Below are 19,337 nucleotides of genomic sequence, written 5' to 3'. Positions count from 1 at the left end.
AAAGCAGATGATTATCATTTTGTATATCAGTGCTGCCGTTGCGGCTGCCGCCTTGGTTTATTTAGCCGTATCAGCCGTGCGTTTTAAAAGAAAGACAGCGCCTGATATAAAGAAGATTAACGTCACAGCAGCGTCCATGCAGACGTCCGTTGAAGAAATCAAAACAGAAACCCGTCTGTTATCACAAAAGCAGAAAGAACTGCAGGAAGACTTTCTCACTAAAAAAACAGCCGTGCAAACGACGGCTGCCGAAGCAAAAGGAACGCCTCATGTTCTGAAGATGCTCTGGAACGCCGGTAAAAGCGATTTATGAGCCTGCATGCCATCCGCCGTTTTTGCTGACACTAAGAGAATGAGCGGGTTCAAGGAGGCATAATATGATTTGCAATCGTGAGCGGCTTGCACATTTTTCGCGCCAGCTTAAAGCATTATCATCTTCGGGAGGATTTACAAAATCGGATTTGCTGACTCCGGAGTTCCATTTAGCAAAGGACGGAGATCTGGATATGTATTATTCGCCTCATAATGAGTATATCAACCCTCATGCTGCAGTTGTCATCTCCGGAATTACACCCGGTTTTTTTCAGATGCAGCGGGCTTACAAAGCAGCGGCACAGCTTTTAAAAAACGGCGAATCTCTTGAGGTGGTTGCATATGAAACAAAAAAAGCGGCCGGGCTTTCCGGTTCAATGAGGCAGCACATGATCGAAATGCTTAATGAATGCGGTCTGCCGGCCGCGTTCCGAGTTGAGAATTCATCCTGTTTATTTGGTGCAAAACGGGAGCTGCTTCATACGACATCCGTTATCAAACACCCTGTTTTTTATCAACAGAAAAACTATACGGGACATCAGCCGCCCATCAGCAGGTCAGCTCTTCTCAGCCGTTATGCGCTGAAATATTTTCCGGACGAAATAGAAATGATGAAAAAGGACATTCTGCTCGTCCCTCTCGGAAAAGCAGCAGAATCCGCCTGCCGCATGCTGAAAAAGAACGGGAGGATGAATCATGCGGTCATTTTGGAAGGCTTCCCGCATCCGTCCGGCGCAAACGGACATCGTTTCAAACAATTTCACGAAAACAAACAATCGTTACGTGAACAAATTCAGCGCTTTGCCGGGTTTCTTCAGAAGCTGTAAAAAACGCCCCGAGCCTTCGGGGCGTTTCTGTTAAGAAGCATATTCAGGCAATGATTTATCGTGTTTTGCCGTTTTTTCTTCAGGTATTTTGATTTGATTTGTCAGGATTGCACTTGCGAAATAGAGCGCTGCGAAAATCCATACTACGCCTTGTGCGCCGACAAGCCCGATAAACGCCCAGGCAAGCGCGGGTCCGACAAATGCCGACAGGCCCGCGGCCAGATTTAACACAGACATGGCAGCACCTTTATCGCTGCCCGCCGCTGTCGGCACGATAGCTCCGATCGGAACGAATCCGGCCAGAAGCCCTCCCCAAATAAAGCCGACAATGCTGACGAAAAGCAAGTTCCCATGTGATACAACAGGAGCATAATATAATAAAAGGGTAAAAATGCCGCAGCCCGCTCCCCCGAACCACATGACTGTCTTTTTCCAGCCGAACGCATCGCCGACTGCACCGAAGATTAAGTTAAAGACGATATTGCCAAGAAAGATCGTGCCCCAAATCTGCAGCCATACATTTGTAGAAATGCCGTGCTGCGCCATATGCATTGGGAGAAATACCGGAAATCCGTATGTTCCGATACTGTTGATGATCCGAACAATCCCCCCTGAAAGCACACGCGGATTTTCAGCAAGGATGGTGATTCCTTTCATTAATTCCTGCACCTTTTCCTGTTTACTTGCTTTTTTCTTTTCAAAGCGGTCCCTATTTAAAATCAAAGCAAAAAACGCGCCGAGGCATACCCAAAAAATCGAACTCCACAGCGTATTCAAATAGCCGAAAGATTTGATGGCCCAGCTAGAATACCAGGCTCCGAATACAAACATGCCGCAGCAATAAGCAATCCAGAACCAGCCGACCGCCGTACTGAGCTTGCTTTTCGGCGACCGGTAAATCACCCATGTCAAAAAAGAATAGGCAAACAGCGGATAGCCCAGCCCTTTAATAAAATACGTGACATACATCACCGGCAAATTAAGATTTTCAAATCCGTATGCGATAAACGCGGCTGTTCCGATAACGTAAAATAACAGCCCCATAAACATCGTCCGCTTTGCGCCGAAGGCTTCGAGACAGACGCCTGAAAACCAAGACGCCACAGCGAGAGCAATACCGTAAACCGTAAACAGGGATGCTGATTGCTGTACCGTCAAGCCGTTTTCAACTAAAAACGGGCTGAGCCAGCCTTGTTCAAGGCCGTCCCCCATCATAAACAGCACGACCCCTAAAAATCCCCAGGCAAGCTGTTTCGGAATTCCTATTTTATTAAGCATTTTTTGTTCCTCCTCAGCAATCTTTCATGTTGTCATCTCATCCCCAAGTCAGGCTTTCACCGCTGGGCTGAAAATGCGCAAATAATTTTTGCGTATGTTTCCATTCTTCATATTGGAAGAGATCCGTCTGATCCGATTCCGGTTCAATTACCTTTATGCGGTTCGAAAGTTCTTCTTTCACACCGAGAGCTTCGTTGCAGATCATCGCCGCCCCCATTACGGATGCCTGGCTGAAGCCTTCTCTCTTATAAATCTTCTTTTGCAGAAGGTTAGCAAGAAACTGTGTCAACGATTCACTTTGGAAACCCCCGCCGCACACCTTCACATTTTGGGAAAAGGAAGTCACCTCTGTTAACGCCTCATAGTTCCATTTGATTGAAAAGGCGATTTCCATCAGAGCGGCTTTGACAAAATGCGCTCGGCTTAAACTTTGGGACAGCGGGGCATCAAAAATAAATCCGCCTTTTGCGAGTGCGTTTTTCTCAGGCGATAAATAGGAGCCTAACGCAGAAACACAAGCTTGATCATGTTTCGGCAGACTGGCGATTTCCCGTTCCATGACGCCGTAGGATTCATTCGGATAAAAAATGGATTTTAATTTTTGATAATTGAGTCCCGTTACACCCGGATTCGTTTCAAGAAGCCATTGACCTTCTTCTGTATGGCAATTCAGCCATGCATTCTCTAAACTTTCGGTTCCGGTCTCCGCTGTTATCTGTGTAATCGGCGTCGTTGTGCCGGATACGATGACGATATCTCCTGGCTTTGCATCTGCACTTTTGATGGCAAGCTGTGTGTCTCCCCCGCCTGCAATTACAGGCACTCTTTCAGAAAGACCGAGAACCGCCGCTTTCTTAAACGTTAACATTCCGACAACCGTCCCAGATCGGACGAGTGAAGGAAGAATGACAGAAGGCACCCCGAAGATGCTGCATAATTTCTCCGACCACGCCTTTTTCCTTACGTCAAACAGCAGTGTTTCAGCGGCCTGTGACGGTTCATAGCTTAAAACTCCGCTCAGCTCAAATGTCACCCAGTCACTGATGCTTGTGATGTACTTCACTTCTTTCCATAATAAAACCCGACAAGTTTCATGGCAGAAAATAAAGCGCTCGGAAGGCGTCCGGCGCGCTGGTGCACTTCTTCTTTTAACTCGATCGCTCCCTCCCATTCGCGCCCTCTGTTATCAATGTTAGGCAGACCGAGAAATGCCTTTTTTTCTTTATTAATCAGAACAATTCCCTGCCTCTGGCTTGTTGAGGTGATTCCGATTAATGTAATATGAGGGCTTTTGGCAATAGCCTTTTTTGCCATAGCGCTGATTTGCATCCATAATCTTTCCGGCGAGAAATAACGGCCGTCCGGATAAAGCGGATCCGTCACATATTCAATGTCTTCCCTTTCCAATGCTGTCACGTCGCCGCCGGCAGTCACAACCGCGACTCGCGCATTCCCCGTCCCGATGTCAAATACAAGGTAGCCTTTTTGTTCAGCCATTACAGCCTCCTCCTTTTTCTATCCTTCCATCTCAAGATCTCTTTTGTTATAAAGTTCACGTATTGAGCAGAGCTGATCTTTTTTCCATTTGAAAAGCGCCTCATTTAAAATCCTCACATGATGATCCTCCACCTCAAATGTTGCGCCCGCTAAATGGGGAGTCGCGAACACATTCGGCAGTGAGATCAATTCATAATCAGAAGATTCAGGCGGTTCGTGATAAAACACGTCAAGGATCGCTCCTTTAATCCGCCGTTCTTTCAGCACCCGCAGCAGCTCTTTTCTGTCTGTAACCGCCGCTCTTGATGTATTGACAAAAACAGCTTCTTGCTTCATCAATTGAAAGTGCCGGGCGCCGATCAGGCCGATGGTTTCTTCGGTGCGCGGCAAATGAACGGAGACAATATCACTTTCAGAAAATACCCGTTCAATCGTCGTTTTTTCATACTCCCGGTTCTCATGATTGACAAAGGGGTCATAGTACAGCACCTTGCAGTCAAAAGCCGTCAACAGCCGGGCGATTCTCTGTCCGACAGCTCCGAAACCGATAAGGCCGACTGTTTTCCCCGTCAGCTCATTTCCCCTGAATTTGACGTAAGCCTGCAAATAATCACCATTCCACTTCCCGTCCTTCAGCCACTGATGAGAAGAATACGTGTGGCGCAAAAACGAAATGACATTTCCGATAAACATTTCAGCAACAGCCTGGGCATTGCGGGCCGGTGTATAGAAGACAGGGATTTTTCTTTTAGTCGCCGCCGTGATATCCACATTAGACGGCATCCCTCTGCAGACGCCGATAAAAGCGGAATCCGGCAATATATCAATCACTTGCTCTGATACCTTATCAAGTTCGGTAATAAGCCCCGACGCGTTTGTCTCTTGAATCATCCGGATTAATTCATCTTCCCGATAGGCCCGGCCGTGCTTCTTCCACGGCAGGTGCACAGTCCGGCCGAACAGATCTGTCAGCTCCTTCAGCCCCTCGTCGTGATAGGGTGCGGTAATTAAAACCGTCATGGTGCAAAACATCCTTTTCACATAAATTTTTTCACAAAAAAATCTCTTTCCCCGAAGAAGGAAAGAGATTCATATACCGTCTTTATCCGCTTGAAGCGCACAAATATGTATAGACCATTCTTTCCTATCTTTCAAGCATACGCTTGCTGGAATTGGCACAATAAATGTTGCCGAGGTTTCATAGGGCCAGTCCCTCCACCTCTCTTGATAGAAAATAAAATTGAAATTGTCAGACTTTTAAAAGAATAAACTCATCATAGATAAGTCTTTCCGTGATGTCAACACTTTTTTTCTGAATTGACGATCTATTTCGAAATGTTATAATGCTTACAATATAAAAAAAGAGGAGAAATGGGCTATGAATTCTGCTGCAAAACAGCCAAATGGGGTCTTTAAGTCGGTGTGCTCACTGGACTGTCCCGATCAATGCGGCTTACTTGTGACAAAAAAGGACGGAAAAATCGTTAACATTCAGGGAGACCCGGATCACCCCGTCACATCAGGGAATATTTGCAACAAAGTCAGACACATGGCTGAGCGCATTTATGATGAAAAACGCTTAACCGTCCCGTTAAAACGGATCGGCGAAAAAGGCGAAGCCGTGTTTGCGCCTATTTCATGGGACGAAGCAATCAATACGATCAGTGCGCGCTGGAAAGAGCTTATTGCCGAAGAAGGAGCGGAAAGCATTCTCCCGTACAGCTTTTACGGTAATATGGGAAAACTGGCGGCAGAGGGAATGGACCGCCGTTTTTTCCACCGACTCGGGGCGAGCCAGCTCGAACGGACGATCTGCAGCAAAGCCGGATCTGAGGGCTATAACTATACAATGGGAGAAGGCGCAGGTACTGATCCGGAAGAGACCATACATGCAAAGCTCTTTATTTTTTGGGGAATCAATGCCGTCAGCACGAATATGCATCAGGTCATGATTGCTCAAAAAGCCCGGAAAAAAGGAGCTAAGATTGTCGTTATCGATGTACATAAGAACCAAACAGGCCGGCTTGCCGATTGGTTTATTCCCATTCGCCCCGGCACAGATGCCGCACTCGCTCTCGGTATCATGCATGTTTTATTTGCCGAGAACCTTCACGATGAAGCATTTCTCACAGAATACACCGAAGGCAGTGAAGAATTAAAAGCGCATGTCAAACAGTATGATCCGGAAACGGTTTCTGTTATGACAGGCGTTAAAGCAGACGATATCAGACGCCTTGCGAGAATGTACGGGGAAACCTCCCCTTCCCTTATCAGAATCGGAAACGGCATTCAGCACCATGACAATGGCGGTATGATCGTCCGCACCGTCGCCTGCCTTCCGGCTGTGACAGGACAGTGGCTCCGCACCGGGGGAGGCGCAATCAAGCACAACAGCGCGGTATTAAACTATAACAGACAAGCGCTCCAGCGGCCTGATCTGCTTTACGGCAGGAAGCCAAGATCATTTAATATGAACAGGCTCGGAAGCGTTCTTTTAGAAACAAAACCGCCCGTGCGCTCCTTGTTTATTTACGGAACCAATCCCGCGGTAGTTGCGCCGGAAGCGAATAAAGTCAGAAAAGGCCTGCAGCGGGACGATTTATTTACAGTCGTTCACGATCTGTTTTTAACGGAAACCGCCAAATATGCGGATATCGTTCTCCCTGCTGCATCCGCTTTTGAAAACACGGATTTTTACACGTCTTACTGGCACCATTTTATTCAGCTGCAAAAACCGGTGATCGAACCATATGGGGACAGCAAATCGAATACGGAAGTGTTCCGTTTGCTTGCCGGGGCGATGGGCTTTACCGAGCAGGAGCTTCAGGATTCCGATGAAGGATTAATCAGACAGGCGCTGGACTTTCCCGCCAATCCGTATATCGAGGATATTGATTACGATTCGCTTTCATCCCATTCTTTCATGAGAGCGAAACGGAAAAAACCGCTTTTTCCGGGCAAGCTCAAGACGCCGAGCGGAAAAATTGAGTTATATTCTGAAAAGATGAAACAGGACGGTTATCCGGCGCTGCCGACGCACATCCCTCTTGAGAGCGATGATAATTTCCCGCTGTTATTTGTCCCGGGACCGAATCATAACTTTTTAAATTCGACATTTTCGAATAATGAAAAACACGTAAAACTGGAAAAAGCGCCAAAGCTTTTTATTCATTCAAAAGATGCTGAGTGCCGGAACATCGAAGACGGAGAAACCGTGAGAATTTGGAACAACCGCGGCGAATGTGAATTGACAGCTTCAGTCGGCGAACAGGTGCTTCCCGGCGTTGCAGTCAGCCAAGGTCTTTGGGCCGACGCGGATGATAAAAAACAGCTGGTCAATTCACTCACTCCCGATCGGCTTGCAGATATGGGCGGAGGCGCTGTTTTCTTCTCCGGAAAGGTGCAGGTGGAAAAGATCGGAAAGCAAAAATAAGCTCCCCCGCTCTTACTGAAGGTGAATCCTTTCGGCGGATTTGACCGTATAAAACATAATGACTTTTATTGGAGGTTTGCTGTATGGATATCATTACGGGCATTGGCATCGCTTTAGCAGGATATTTCATAGGAGACGGATTAAAAAACTTTAAATCACCTGATCCTCATGAACACACTGACCAAATTCTCGTTAAAGAAAAAGACTTACACTATTATATTGGCTATTATTTAGGAGTGACTAAGGAAGAAGCAAAACATATCGTGCCTGACACTTCCGACATTCCGCATATCACCAGAAACGGGAAGCGGTATGTACAGAAAACTGCATTAAGAGAATGGCTGACTTCCATGCTGGAAAAAGAATAACAGCTGCCGTGAATAGCGGGAAGAGAGTTCTTCTCTTCCCGTTCATTAAGATTTGCCCCCCTGCCTCTCTTCAACCCCAAACACACGACAGATATCGTTCTTACTTAACGAAACATCCCCTTCTTTGGATTTCAAATAAAACCCTTTCGTATATAACCGTATGACTTCCTCGTATGCAAGCTCATGACGAAGGAGCGCCATTAAACGCCCGTCTTTTTCATCCTGTTTATTGAACCATTCATACTGTTCTGACCAGTTCACTTTCTGCATGTCAAACACCTTCTCGCATTTATTATACTTATTTCACCTTTTGAAAACACTCCGACTGCCTGTGACATTTGTAAAACAGCCATACCTCCCCCCTTTTAGTCACCAAGTTGACTTATTTCCTATTTCGATGTATATTGTAATTGTCAACATGGTGACAATTTAGATTGGAGATCACTTATGGATATTAATTTACTAATGAAAGAACTGCATTTTATGCAACAAAGTTACGCATCACTGTTTTCGGTCGTCAATAAGGTGCAAACTCGCGGAGACGAATACTTAGACATGTTGACTTCACGACAGCACATGACTCTTATCGCTATTGCCCATTTACCGACGGAAGATACCACACTTATGAATATCGCTAAAAAGCTGGGCACAACAAAACAAACCGCTAACAAATTAATTTCAAGCCTTGCGAAAAAAGGATATGTTCGCACTGTATCAAGTAAACAGGATAAACGTGCAATCAATATTGAGATTACCCCTGAAGGAACAAAAGCGTTAATTTCCTGTTCAGAAAAATCCACCTATTTTTTAGCGGATATGTTTCATGAGTTCACAACTGAAGAAGTTGAAACATTCTGGAGGCTATTGCAAAAACTTTATCGTTTTGATGGTGAAGAACAGGATGGTTTTGAAGAAAATGCACATTTGAAAGTTGAAGACCAGGCTCAATTCATCTCAGATGGCTATGAAGAAAAAATCATGGCTGAATTTTCAAAACGGCGATACGGGAGTGGAGACGATGAATAATATGCTTTATCGAAAAGTAAAAGAGGCAGAGAATAAGATAAAGGAAAAAAGCTATGAGCTGAAAGATAAAATTGATCAATTTATTTCTCATGCCAAATATAAAATTGATCGCAAACGCAAACTGGACCGAGCCGGCAATTATATATCAATTGCCATTGGACTCTTTATCCTAACTGCCTCGTGGCTGACCGAAACACAATGGCTGCTTTGGATAGGTGCCGCGAGTATTTTGAGCAATGCCTGTCTGCTCATTGTAAATCCTGTTAAAGAATAAGCCTGAAAAAAGCTCTCTAAAAGAGAGCTTTCTTTTATTAATCGTCCCAGTCTTCATCTTCTTCCCAGTTTTCTTTCATATCATGAAGTCTTTCATAAAAGAACTTTATAAAATGGGCAGAATTAAGTTCTTTATAGCCACCGAATTCACTCCAAATAACAACTGGACATTCTCCTTCACTGTTGATTTTATTGGTATCTAAGCAATACCCAAAAAAATCAACATGTTCTATGACTACTAAGCCACTTGGCAACCCCCTATATTCATGATATTCCCTGGTTGTTTCTACAACTGAAGCACCGCCAAAATCATAGCCTAATAAATCGATTCCATAAACCCCGCCAGAACCATAGTTTCTAAGAAACCATTTGTAGCTATCTGGCAGCGCGACTTGAAGATCTTGCTCAATTTTTAAAATTTTATCTTCTCCAACCCCACCCGTAAAATCTTTTTCTTTTGCATTATCTGCTATGAATTCTTTTACTTTCAAATAAAAATCCATTGTTTATAACCCCTTATTCTTTCTCATATTGTTTTGCTCTCCACTTCCAATACCTTGTCTTAAAATTATTGTACTGTTTCTCCAGGTAAACATCATTCCTGAAGCTTTCTCCATTACCTTTAAGGCCATGTATTACGTCGCTATACTTTGTATGTAAACTATTAGGTATCTCAAGCAACGGTCCACTTTCTTCTTGTATGAGGTGATGTAAGTTAATCTGTGTTCCGTCTTTAGCATAAGGAGACTTACCATCTTTCATTAATTCCAGGTTGGTTTTTCCTTTTGGAGTTTTTTGATTAATATCAATGTCATTTAAGGTATAGACTCTACGGCTTACATCTCTAATTTGTCCTTTAACTTTTACTTTGCCGTCTATTTCAAAAACACCGTACTTTTCTTTATTTAACCAAGGAAGGTTTACTTCTTGACCGGTAAACGGCTTTCTCGTTCCATCCGGGATTTTCTTTGCATTGGTCAAAAGTTCATTTTTAAGGTTTTGGCTGTCTACCACATTGTATGGTACGTTATCAGCTAGAGCAAGTTTGTACTTCGGATGATAGGGAAGCAGATCTGGAAGGTTTACATCCTTAAGTTTCTTCCCTGCCTGTCCTGCCTTGTTTATGACCTTCCCCGCCGCATCAGCCTTGTTAACGGCTCCTGCGCCTTTCGTTCCGACTACAGCCACAGCTGCTGAACCAATTGCATATGTCACCCATCTTGATCTGGAGTAAGCATCTCCGTTCACCATATCTTTTTGATACGATTCCTCAATAGCTGTTGAAATGGCATTATAAGTGTTAATCGGATGAGCAACTGCCCCTACGATACCTTCAACAACTTCATCAGGATTGGTAATCAGCTGCCATAAACCGGTTAACGCGTCTTTCCCAACATCATATAAACCAACGCCGGCTCCTTTTAAAATATCCCAAGTCACTTCCCCTGCTTCTTCCATCTGTTTTGCTTGTTCAAGCTGAATGACATATTGTTGCTGGGACGATTCAAGATTCTCGTACCCGATCTTCTTCGCAACCTCTAAGTATTCATCCGGATCAGTTACTCCATCAGCAAGCTTTTTCTTTAGATCCTTGATTTCCCGCTCTTTCGCTTCTTCCTTCTTCATTGTCAAATAAGCATCTGAATGTCTTGCAATCTCGCCTTTTTTCTTATGTATGTCACTTTCTCTGTACGCCTTAGCGTTATAGTGAAGTGGTGTTGCGTTTTTCCCTTTTCCCGTGGCATTTTGGAGCTGTTGAAAATCTGCTTGAATGAAATGTTCATTTGCCTCGGTTTCTGCATATTCCTTCGTTAGATCATGATCGAGCTTTCCGAGCTTGTGTATGGTATTGTCCCGTTTCTTGTCTGCTGAATCCAGCTTTTGATCGACATCCTCTGTTGAGAAAACCTGCATAGGGACAATATCGCTTATCTCGTTAAGAATATCCCTCATTTCATTCCGCTGTTCTTGCATGATGGCTTTTGATTTATTCTTCGCATGAATCAACTCATGTTCTAAAAATGACTCTTCCACAAACGAATCGACTAATCCTGCATCAGCTACTTTTCCTGAGATACTGTTTAGAAAAGCAATCTTCATATCGATCAGATCAAGCCAGCTGTCTGTGACACCAGCGTGATCTTGGAAGAATGCTTTGATGTTATCAGCACCTTTACCTGAAAACTCACTGTCATCTAAATCAGCCATTCCCTGAAAAGCTTTCCTGAGATTGATAAATTGGTCTCTAACCTGATTGTATTGTTTTGCCCGCTTTTCTGCAGCTGAAATGAACGAGGCTGCTTCAAATATCTTCATTTACGTCTCCTTTCCGCTTCTTCCCGTCTAAATTTTACCATAGGATATAAGATAAGCTGAACCTCTTTCATTTGTCGCACTGTTTTATGCAAGATCATAGAATTTGAACAAAACCTTACACCAAGTAGTCATGATGATTAGCAAAACAAAGCCAGATATAACATATATATATAAATCTCTTGCATTTCTACAGCCGCCATGCTATATTCATATAGCGATGAGCTGAATTGTGTAAGCCGATGCACATGCCCTTGCGGCGCACACGAATGTGGCGTGTTAAGGGAGGTACTGCAAAGCCTTACACAGCGTAGCTCATCGCTTTTTTATTTTCCTAGGTCACAGGAGAGGTCACGGTTTCAACAATAAATCCATTTTATCTGCTGCTTCTAATTGCATTGATGGAAGAGCATGACTGTATGTTCCTAATGTTTGTTTAATATCAGAATGGCCTAACCGTTCTTGTACAATTTTCGGATTCACGCCGATACTTATTAGATACGTAGCATGTGTGTGTCTTAATGCATGTGGCTTAATTTTAGGCAAGCCCAGTTGCTTTCGTATTGAATGAAATCCCCTTCTCCAATTACAAGGCGGTAGCCAATTCCCCATTTTCGTACACACCACTAAGTCAAGATCATTGTACTTTGCTCCAGCTTCTTTCTTATCCCTTTCAACAAGGCGCTTATGCTTCAGTAAACTTTCACAGAGTGACTTTGGAATACTAATCTTCCTATAAGAATTAATGGTCTTAACCTCTGGCATTAAACCGTAATTTCCTTTTTCATCTATCTTACATAGTGTTTGACGAATGGTTACATACCGTTCTTCCCAGTTGATGCTTTTCCATTCTAAGCCCAATACTTCACCCATTCGCATTCCGGTTTTAATGGATATTTCATAACCAATGTAGTGTCTTGATGGCCGTTTGATTTGCGAGACATCTAAAAAGCGTGTTATTTCTTCAGGTGTCCATGTATCTACCCTTTTATTTTCACTAGGCAAATTCAATTCTTCAAATACGCTCACATCAAGCTTTCGTCTTCTTGCTGCTTTCTTGAATATGCTCCTGGTCAACTGTACTGCCCTTCTTATTCCATCCGGTGAAACTTTCCTGTCAAAATAAAGAGTGTTAATTTGTTTCTGAAGTATCTCTTCGGTCAGTTCATCAAATTTGTAATCAGCTAGGTAAGGCAGCACATTGTAATCAAGAATCTCCTTATAATTAATGTACGTACTTGATCTCTTGACCCTTTTACTCTCTAGCCATGTTTCTGCATAGCTCCCAAAGGTATCTGTAATCTTAGGCAGGTACTGCTTTTCTTTTTCAACTTCAATGATAACCTGCTTTAATTTCTCTTCAGCTTCTCTATAAGTTTTCATGCCTTTTCTTTTACGCTGAATTCTCTTTTTGGTTATAGGATGTGTTCCACCTGAATAAACAAAGTAATACGTGCCAGTCTTTTCATCTTTTTTTATCTTTGTCATTAAGCTCACCTATTTAAGTGAACACAAGGTAAACGTACTTAGGATAATTATAGCACGATCCATGACTGTGACCTTATACCTGACTGGGTAAAACACCCACCCAGCTTCTGACGTCGTGAAATGCGCCTGCAGCTTCTACTGAACGAGTCGTTCACAAAAAGTCCACTCTCCAAGTTTCTGAAAGTGGACTTTCGATAGCTTAATTCGATTTCAACTAAATTCATGCGTAAAAAAGGTTATTTTAATTTTCTTTTCCAGAGCCAAGAAGTCTTGAAAAGATGATTATGTTTATAGTTTGTAAAAAATGTATCTGATCTACGCTCATATTGCCCCTTCTTGGCATTCATCAACTTATAATCTAATCTACTCCAATGAACTGTAGTCTTTACACTACTTACAGCAGCAATGACACCAGCTGCTGCTGTAACGGCCGCCGCCTTTTTAGCTGTTTTCATACTAGTAGCCATAAAGACTGCAGCAAGAACTGCAACACTGGCACTAATCGTACTATAAGTACCTTTACTATTATTATAGCCTGACCATTGATCTCTCAAGATACCAGCCGATGTATCGTTTTTATTTGCCAATTGTTCAATAGGTGATGAAGCCTCTTCATAATTCACCACTTCGCCATTAACTTCAAGTTTTCCAATATTCTGGTCATATTGAATCTTGTCTGTTTTTTCCCCATCATTTACAATAATCTCAACTACATCATTAACAGTTCTTTCAGAAAAAGTGTACGTAGTTCCGTTGTAATCTACAGATTCAGCTTCATAAGTCGGTTCAACATTCTGGACAACTGCGCTTGGGGCTTGACGTTCTTTTGCATCTGAAACAGGACTAAAAATTGTAACAGCAGTCAAAACAGCAACACTTGAAAGGACAATCTTTTTCATGGTAAATTAATACCTCCTTTTGTTATTCATTAACAATTCTGGAGGTTTATTCAGCTCAATTAAACCCATTATTTGTATTTTAAGGATAATTTAAACTAGGAGGTTTATAATGACTAATCTTACATTCAGACTTTTCCATTACACATCGCTAGCATTGGTTCTTTTATTTCTCATATTAGGGTTTACCTTAAATGGCGCTTTCTTTTATTGGACTCTAATTTTAGTCGGCCTTTATTATCTAATCAGAGGGATAATAACGGCTAAATCAGAACGCCGGAAAAATGGCACATTTATTACAGTTTGTGGAGTAATTATAATTCTTGCCGGTTTATTTACATTGATTGTGCGTTAGAAAGTGTTTGATTCTTCTCAAAAAGTCGGGTTATAAACATCCGGCTTTTTTATTTTTATGTTAAAAACAGCATTTTCCGCTTTGACCTGATCTCTTCAATTGTGATATCAGATGTTCCCTGCTCATGTCATCATAATATTGTTTAATTTTCTTTCTGATATTCTCTTTGTTCAACTTCATCACTCCTTTAATACAGGTCGTTGTTTAAGGGTTATTCTCCACTTCTGGGGAAATAATGGTTCAGGCTGAACTATCGTTTATAGGCTTCATTTAAGTATATAGATAATAACCATATATACTTAACCAAAGGGTAAAGGGTCTGGTTCATCATGAACTACACCTTGCCAGGTTCATAGTGAACCTCACAAATTTCTTTGTTATTTGTCTTGACTTTTCTTTTGATTTTTTGCTTGATTGGTTGAGACTGTGGACAACGGCTGGACAAGTTGTCTGCCTGAATTTGCTTGTAAAAAAAATAAACAAACTCAGGCAGGCGACTGAAACTTGATTGTATATCAACTTGTGGTATCCGTGTGTTCACCCTATTTGCCGTTGGTTATTCTCCAAACAAGCCTACTGTGTCAAGTGTCCCTAACAGGTTCTCAAAGCTCAAATCTGAGCCCTGATACTTATGGCTTGTCCTGCATCGTCAGAAACGATACACCCTTCCTTCGTCAGCACTTAATGGCAGCTTTCGCCTTTCAGATGCATGTGTAAATAGGGAAACACAGAAGGCATCCTATCCTCATTTTTTGCGTCGGCTGAGTCACTACCCTGTCAAGTTTTACGTGTGTTAGCGCATTCCACGGCAGTCTAAGGCTCCATACCGGCGCCTTCGGATTTCAAATGGCACGGTAACATTTCCTTAAAAAAGGCATCACTAAAGACAACACCTTAATTCAGGAGTATAGACTGACTGTATTCAGTTAAATTGAGATTATAGAGGACAAGGATTCCGCTCCCCGTCCTCACTGTCTATTTAATCGTCTGCTTTCCACACCGTGAAGATATCGACATACTCACTCTTACGGAAAGCAATCTCACTGACTTCAGATACCATACATTCAATCACATCAACTGTAGGACATTTCTTGATAATCCACTCTATGATTGAATAAAGATGATCTCTGTAATTGCACGTAAACCTTTCTTTCAACAAATTATTTCTCCTATCATATGCTTTAAATTCATAAGTGGTATATGTGTTTTTCATTTCAGTTATCCCCTTGATTAAATTGTTATGTTTAAATACAATGGGAGTGTACTAACCCATCAGATTAGGAGAGTGCTGGTGACACTCTTCCTAATCACCCAAACCACGCTATGCACAATATGCTTAAAGCTGGTACAACTACGATCAATCCTCCAAATACAACCTGACAGAACCGTTCGTTATGTAAATCCGTCTTATTCATCGTCTTCCACTTCTACCACAGTTGCTTTTTCATCTATGTAAAACACATTGTCTGTGATAGTTGGGATAACTGTTTTACCTCCCCCCATATCCAACATGATATGAGGGAAATCAACGCCCATTTCTCCTGTCTGTTCTAACGCTTCAATTGCATCTTGCTCATCCTTCGCATCAAGTTCAACACAAACCGGTATTGTCATAGCTGTGAAGATTTTGAAACGCTTTTTAGGCTTTCCATCGTCGTATGTTTCAATGAAGTTGTTTTCCTCTTCGAACATTTTTCCTCTGAAGTAATTGAAATGATTCGTCATTTCCTCGATACGCTGTTCGTTTGTGATTGCCCCTAAGCTTGCTACGTTAGTTCCTACAGTATGAAGGTTAATTTGCATCGGTTATTTCCCCTTTAGTAAGTTTTGTTTTTATCAAGAATCTGATAGCCTTCCAGTGTAACAAGCTCCCTATTGTCAATGAGAGCATCCCATAATCGTGTACTGAGCAACTTATCAATTACTGCATTGGTTAAGCTTCTGAGGTTTTTGTATTTGATGTCTTCGGCCAAGAATACTGAATGGATACTGTCGTATTTCCCATCCTTCCTTTTAAGGACTTGATACAGATGTACTTGACCATCTTCGCCAGAAATGGCGAATTGCTTGTAAAACAACATTGCTGGTAAGTCACCCAAATCACTTCTACGAATGATTATGCGTTTCATTTCAAGACCTCCTTTGTGACACCTTTTTGTTGTTGACTTAATCATAAAACAACAACATAAAAGAGTCAACACCTTTTTGTAGTTATTTTTAAAGAAAATCCACTTTTGAATTGCATTTTTTGTTATAATCAAAAAGGAGGTGAAACTGTTGACTAAAATTGTTAAAACAAGACTGAAAGAAATATTAGATGAACGTGGCTTATCTATCAGAGGTTTCGCCTTTGGAAATGACCTTAGATTTGAAACCGTTAGAAGGTTTTACAATAACACTGCTAAACAATACCAACGTGAAACATTGGGCAAGATTTGTGATGCCTTGGATATAGAAATTGAGGACTTACTATACATTACAGACGATGATTCCGAAAAGTCTTAAGCAAAAGTATTGCTTTTATTTTTTTTAAATTCGTTAAACAAAACCATTGAAATATTCGATTGTCCAAATTTCGGACAATCAAAAGTATTGCCATTGCTGTTATACTGTACGGAGAGGTGAGAAGGATGGAAAACAACATGCTTCAAGCGATATTAGATGAGATTAAGAACGTTAATAAAAAGATGGATGAACGCTTTAATGCAGTAGATAAGCGTTTAAATGAAATTGATAAGAAATTAGATCGCATTGAACAAAATGAACCAAAAGAAGTCATATCTATGCTTAAATTGATTAACAAAAATATTGAGCATGATCATAGCTATAATGACAAGAAATTCTCTGGGTTAGAAAGACGTATCCATGATCTTGAAGAGAGATTGAATAACTGAGGAATTCAAATGCGACGACATAAGGGGATGGGATAACATGAGTATCAGTAAGATTAGGAGCCTTTTTTATAAGTCTGCTCGTGTTTTAGGAGACGTACAAGCCGTTAAGAATGGTACGATAGGTAAACGTGTAGCAAGACGAGCTGCAGGAAGAGCAACCAGCAAACTAATGAAAAACATTTTTAAATAGGCAGTATTCCCCCTTCTAAATGTGGTATTCTTTACCTAAACCATAAAGGGGGAAAAATTACATATGAAGAAATTTACGCTTTTTTTTATTGCTCTTATGTGCTTTTCATTAACTGCATGTGGCAGCAATTCAGAATCGTCAAATGATTCGAAACAAAGTAAAACAACAAATACAGCAGTCAACTCTAAAAAAACTGATGACACAGAAACAACTGAACAAGGAGAGAAAAAAACCTTGTCTGTTGTTGGTGACAGTATTGAAGATCCGAGCGTTGGGAAAGTTACATTGGAGTCTCGTAAAGATTTAAACCAGGTTCTTAAAGTTGGTAATCTGAGCATCTATTTAACCGGTGTAAAAGTTTTAACTGTTACAGATATGAACGAGGAATACAAAAATGATCTTACTAATGCACTTAAACAAGATTTAGACAAGTTTACATATGCTCAAATAACCTATACCCTAAAAAACAATGAGGCAGATCAAATTAATTGGTCTGGATTTGAATATGCAGTTGTGGACGGTGTTCAAAAGGATTTAGGCTACAATCGCATGATGCGTTACCCTAATCCTGAAAACATCGAAATCCTTGGAAACTCTTCTCAAGAAAATAGCTTCGTAACGGTTCCTGTAACCACTTCAACAAAGAAAGTTCGTCTAAAGACAGCTGATGTTCTCATAAGCGACAGAAGCAAAGATAACCGATTAACACATGGAAAAGAAATTGAAGTATCAATAAAATAAAAAAAGACCCCTTCACAGTTATTTGTGAGGGGTTTATTTATTGTGTGGTCTATGTTTAGAATTAGCTTCAAGCTCCTTTTTCAAGACCTCTACATCCTGTCTTAAAAACAAGGCTGATCGTCCAATCCTTTTAACTGGTATTATTCTTTCTGTATTAATCAATGCACTCATTCGTTGCTTATTGACGTTCAATATCTCAGCAACTTCAGTAGTGCTAAGGACTTCGGTTTTGATGAAGTCCTCAACCTCCTGGCGACCTCTTAAATGAAACTCCATGTTATTTTCTCCTTAAAATCATGTCTTTAACGATGGCATAAATCGTTAACAAAACCACAATAGCCATTACTGCTGTTGTAAAAGAGTTTGTCCAAAATGAGCGTATGCCAATAGCTGCAACAGACAATAAAATTAATGAAAAGATGAACTTTTGATTTTTCTTCATTTTTTATGCTAGACTGATTATAATGATATTGAGAAGCGAGTTAGTGGCTCGCTTCCCTTATCTCTGGTTAGTCCTTCTTATTTTTCTTCTCGCTATCGTTTGATTGTTGCGCAATCCATCCGATAGAGACGACGTAGAAGATAATTTGAAGGACTTTTATCATATTGTCTAGCATTTCCTCACCTCCTTATACATTTATTATAACACAACTATGTACTTGAGTCTATAGTTAATAAGAAGTTTTTTTCAAATAAATAAAAGAATTCCCTCGAAAATTTCAAGGGAACTATTTATTTACTTAAACCATTTTGCCATACTGACCAGACACATATCGGCGTTTACCGTTATGAATGATCTCCCAGTATCCTTTAGAGTTGTTTGAACCTCTAACAGACCCAGCGATATCAATTGTCTTACCAAGCCCAATTGTACCTACGTTCTTAGCGTTGATACGGTCAGGTTTGTCCATAATAATTGCAGCGTTCGATACACCAACAATTTTGATCTTACCAACCGATTTGATGCCTGAGTTAGTGGTTTTAGAAGGTGCAGAAGATGCTTTCTTTCCAAATGTATCAGTACCATAGCCCTTATAGTTGAATTGAAGATGTGGCTGATCTACAAAGCCTGTCCAATCTCCACCCCATTCAAAGCCAATTGATTTGGCATAAGCAATAAATTTCTTAATATCTGAAGCACCGTAACCATTCCATTTAGTATCAGATTTAGAATAGCCACCAGTTGGCACAAAGTCTAATGCTTGTCCTACAAGGTGGTATGATTTCATTGTCTGTGAAGCACCTTTACGAACGTTCTCACGTTGCTGTGATTCTGAACGAATTGTTTCATAGATAAGTACACCAATTTTGTTTTTCTCTGCGTAGTCCATCAGCTTTTTAGCAGCTGCTTTTGTGTTGTCTGCAAGTTTATTGATATTGTCCATGTTTCTTTTGTAATAATACATTGTCATATTAAATTCCTCCGTTTTAATTAAATTAAAAAGC

At 41.2% G+C, this 19,337-nt stretch carries 21 protein-coding genes, 1 pseudogene and 1 riboswitch; of the genes and pseudogenes, 10 read left to right on the top strand and 12 right to left on the bottom strand.

Features of this window, described 5'->3' with window-relative positions; all coding sequences use genetic code 11:
- Positions 1 to 7: 7 nt before the first annotated feature.
- Together AUL54_RS01245 and AUL54_RS01240 are read left to right on the top strand one after the other, a co-directional pair.
- Positions 8 to 313, top strand: coding sequence for a DUF948 domain-containing protein (locus AUL54_RS01245; protein WP_060962624.1), 306 nt, complete (start codon positions 8 to 10; stop codon positions 311 to 313).
- Between the two features lie 64 nt (positions 314 to 377).
- The gene (locus tag AUL54_RS01240) at positions 378 to 1,139 is read left to right on the top strand and encodes a hypothetical protein (protein WP_060962623.1); all 762 of its coding nucleotides are present in this window, start codon (positions 378 to 380) and stop codon (positions 1,137 to 1,139) included.
- 30 nt (positions 1,140 to 1,169) lie between these two features.
- Here the strand turns inward: AUL54_RS01240 and AUL54_RS01235 are convergent, their stop codons facing one another.
- The 3 genes and pseudogenes from AUL54_RS01235 to AUL54_RS01225 form a co-directional block, all read right to left on the bottom strand.
- Positions 1,170 to 2,417 carry an RbtT/DalT/CsbX family MFS transporter gene (locus AUL54_RS01235; RefSeq protein ID WP_060962622.1) on the bottom strand — a complete coding sequence of 416 codons (1,248 nt, stop codon included), beginning with the start codon at positions 2,415 to 2,417 and terminating at the stop codon, positions 1,170 to 1,172.
- A 37-nt stretch (positions 2,418 to 2,454) separates the two neighbouring features.
- A pseudogene (locus AUL54_RS01230) lies at positions 2,455 to 3,914 on the bottom strand (FGGY-family carbohydrate kinase).
- 18 nt (positions 3,915 to 3,932) lie between these two features.
- On the bottom strand, positions 3,933 to 4,934 hold the full coding sequence (locus AUL54_RS01225; protein ID WP_060962621.1) for a 2-hydroxyacid dehydrogenase: 1,002 nt from the start codon (positions 4,932 to 4,934) through the stop codon (positions 3,933 to 3,935).
- Positions 4,935 to 5,055: 121 nt separating this feature from the next.
- Positions 5,056 to 5,148, bottom strand: a riboswitch (SAM riboswitch).
- Positions 5,149 to 5,292: 144 nt separating this feature from the next.
- On the opposite strand from AUL54_RS01225, the gene AUL54_RS01220 reads away from it, so the two are divergent.
- Both AUL54_RS01220 and AUL54_RS01215 read left to right on the top strand, forming a co-directional pair.
- Positions 5,293 to 7,347: a molybdopterin oxidoreductase family protein gene (locus tag AUL54_RS01220; RefSeq protein WP_060962620.1), complete on the top strand. Its 2,055-nt coding sequence runs from the start codon at positions 5,293 to 5,295 to the stop codon at positions 7,345 to 7,347.
- 83 nt (positions 7,348 to 7,430) lie between these two features.
- The gene (locus tag AUL54_RS01215) at positions 7,431 to 7,715 is read left to right on the top strand and encodes a hypothetical protein (protein WP_060962619.1); all 285 of its coding nucleotides are present in this window, start codon (positions 7,431 to 7,433) and stop codon (positions 7,713 to 7,715) included.
- A 45-nt stretch (positions 7,716 to 7,760) separates the two neighbouring features.
- Here the strand turns inward: AUL54_RS01215 and AUL54_RS01210 are convergent, their stop codons facing one another.
- Positions 7,761 to 7,985, bottom strand: coding sequence for a hypothetical protein (locus AUL54_RS01210; RefSeq protein ID WP_060962618.1), 225 nt, complete (start codon positions 7,983 to 7,985; stop codon positions 7,761 to 7,763).
- A gap of 177 nt (positions 7,986 to 8,162) precedes the next feature.
- On the opposite strand from AUL54_RS01210, the gene AUL54_RS01205 reads away from it, so the two are divergent.
- Together AUL54_RS01205 and AUL54_RS01200 are read left to right on the top strand one after the other, a co-directional pair.
- Positions 8,163 to 8,741, top strand: coding sequence for a MarR family winged helix-turn-helix transcriptional regulator (locus AUL54_RS01205; RefSeq protein WP_060962617.1), 579 nt, complete (start codon positions 8,163 to 8,165; stop codon positions 8,739 to 8,741).
- The gene (locus tag AUL54_RS01200) at positions 8,734 to 9,015 is read left to right on the top strand and encodes a hypothetical protein (protein ID WP_060962616.1); all 282 of its coding nucleotides are present in this window, start codon (positions 8,734 to 8,736) and stop codon (positions 9,013 to 9,015) included. Before AUL54_RS01205 ends, AUL54_RS01200 begins: the two co-directional genes overlap by 8 nt.
- Before the next feature lie 37 nt (positions 9,016 to 9,052).
- On the opposite strand, the gene AUL54_RS01195 is transcribed toward AUL54_RS01200, so the two are convergent.
- The 4 genes from AUL54_RS01195 to AUL54_RS01180 all read right to left on the bottom strand — a co-directional run bounded on the left by AUL54_RS01195 (position 9,053) and on the right by AUL54_RS01180 (position 13,714).
- A complete protein-coding gene (locus tag AUL54_RS01195; RefSeq protein WP_060962615.1) occupies positions 9,053 to 9,517 on the bottom strand; it encodes an SMI1/KNR4 family protein in 465 nt (154 codons plus the stop codon).
- 13 nt (positions 9,518 to 9,530) lie between these two features.
- Positions 9,531 to 11,330 (bottom strand): T7SS effector LXG polymorphic toxin, encoded by a 1,800-nt coding sequence (locus tag AUL54_RS01190; protein WP_060962614.1) that lies wholly within the window; start codon positions 11,328 to 11,330, stop codon positions 9,531 to 9,533.
- A gap of 348 nt (positions 11,331 to 11,678) precedes the next feature.
- Positions 11,679 to 12,815: a site-specific integrase gene (locus AUL54_RS01185; protein WP_060962613.1), complete on the bottom strand. Its 1,137-nt coding sequence runs from the start codon at positions 12,813 to 12,815 to the stop codon at positions 11,679 to 11,681.
- 236 nt (positions 12,816 to 13,051) lie between these two features.
- The gene (locus AUL54_RS01180; RefSeq protein WP_060962612.1) at positions 13,052 to 13,714 is read right to left on the bottom strand and encodes a hypothetical protein; all 663 of its coding nucleotides are present in this window, start codon (positions 13,712 to 13,714) and stop codon (positions 13,052 to 13,054) included.
- Positions 13,715 to 13,823: 109 nt separating this feature from the next.
- On the opposite strand from AUL54_RS01180, the gene AUL54_RS01175 reads away from it, so the two are divergent.
- A complete protein-coding gene (locus tag AUL54_RS01175) occupies positions 13,824 to 14,066 on the top strand; it encodes a hypothetical protein (RefSeq protein WP_060962611.1) in 243 nt (80 codons plus the stop codon).
- Positions 14,067 to 15,473: 1,407 nt separating this feature from the next.
- Here the strand turns inward: AUL54_RS01175 and AUL54_RS01165 are convergent.
- Entirely contained in the window at positions 15,474 to 15,869 is a 396-nt protein-coding gene (locus AUL54_RS01165) for a hypothetical protein (protein WP_060962609.1), read from the bottom strand.
- 14 nt (positions 15,870 to 15,883) lie between these two features.
- Positions 15,884 to 16,195, bottom strand: a complete 312-nt coding sequence (locus tag AUL54_RS01160) for a hypothetical protein (RefSeq protein ID WP_060962608.1) — start codon at positions 16,193 to 16,195, stop codon at positions 15,884 to 15,886.
- Positions 16,196 to 16,343: 148 nt separating this feature from the next.
- On the opposite strand from AUL54_RS01160, the gene AUL54_RS01155 reads away from it, so the two are divergent.
- From AUL54_RS01155 to AUL54_RS01145, 3 genes are all read left to right on the top strand, one after another.
- Positions 16,344 to 16,571, top strand: coding sequence for a helix-turn-helix domain-containing protein (locus AUL54_RS01155; protein WP_060962607.1), 228 nt, complete (start codon positions 16,344 to 16,346; stop codon positions 16,569 to 16,571).
- Positions 16,572 to 16,696: 125 nt separating this feature from the next.
- On the top strand, positions 16,697 to 16,960 hold the full coding sequence (locus AUL54_RS01150; RefSeq protein WP_060962606.1) for a hypothetical protein: 264 nt from the start codon (positions 16,697 to 16,699) through the stop codon (positions 16,958 to 16,960).
- Between the two features lie 253 nt (positions 16,961 to 17,213).
- A complete protein-coding gene (locus AUL54_RS01145) occupies positions 17,214 to 17,891 on the top strand; it encodes a hypothetical protein (protein WP_060962605.1) in 678 nt (225 codons plus the stop codon).
- A gap of 33 nt (positions 17,892 to 17,924) precedes the next feature.
- Here AUL54_RS01145 and AUL54_RS01140 read toward each other — a convergent pair whose 3' ends face one another.
- Together AUL54_RS01140 and AUL54_RS01135 are read right to left on the bottom strand one after the other, a co-directional pair.
- On the bottom strand, positions 17,925 to 18,167 hold the full coding sequence (locus tag AUL54_RS01140; protein ID WP_060962604.1) for a helix-turn-helix domain-containing protein: 243 nt from the start codon (positions 18,165 to 18,167) through the stop codon (positions 17,925 to 17,927).
- Between the two features lie 464 nt (positions 18,168 to 18,631).
- On the bottom strand, positions 18,632 to 19,303 hold the full coding sequence (locus AUL54_RS01135) for a M15 family metallopeptidase (RefSeq protein WP_060962603.1): 672 nt from the start codon (positions 19,301 to 19,303) through the stop codon (positions 18,632 to 18,634).
- Positions 19,304 to 19,337 lie beyond the last annotated feature (34 nt).

It is taken from the genome of Bacillus sp. SDLI1, assembly GCF_001553895.1.
GTDB classification, from domain to species: domain Bacteria; phylum Bacillota; class Bacilli; order Bacillales; family Bacillaceae; genus Bacillus; species Bacillus siamensis.
This window is presented reverse-complemented; position numbering and strand designations above follow the sequence as displayed.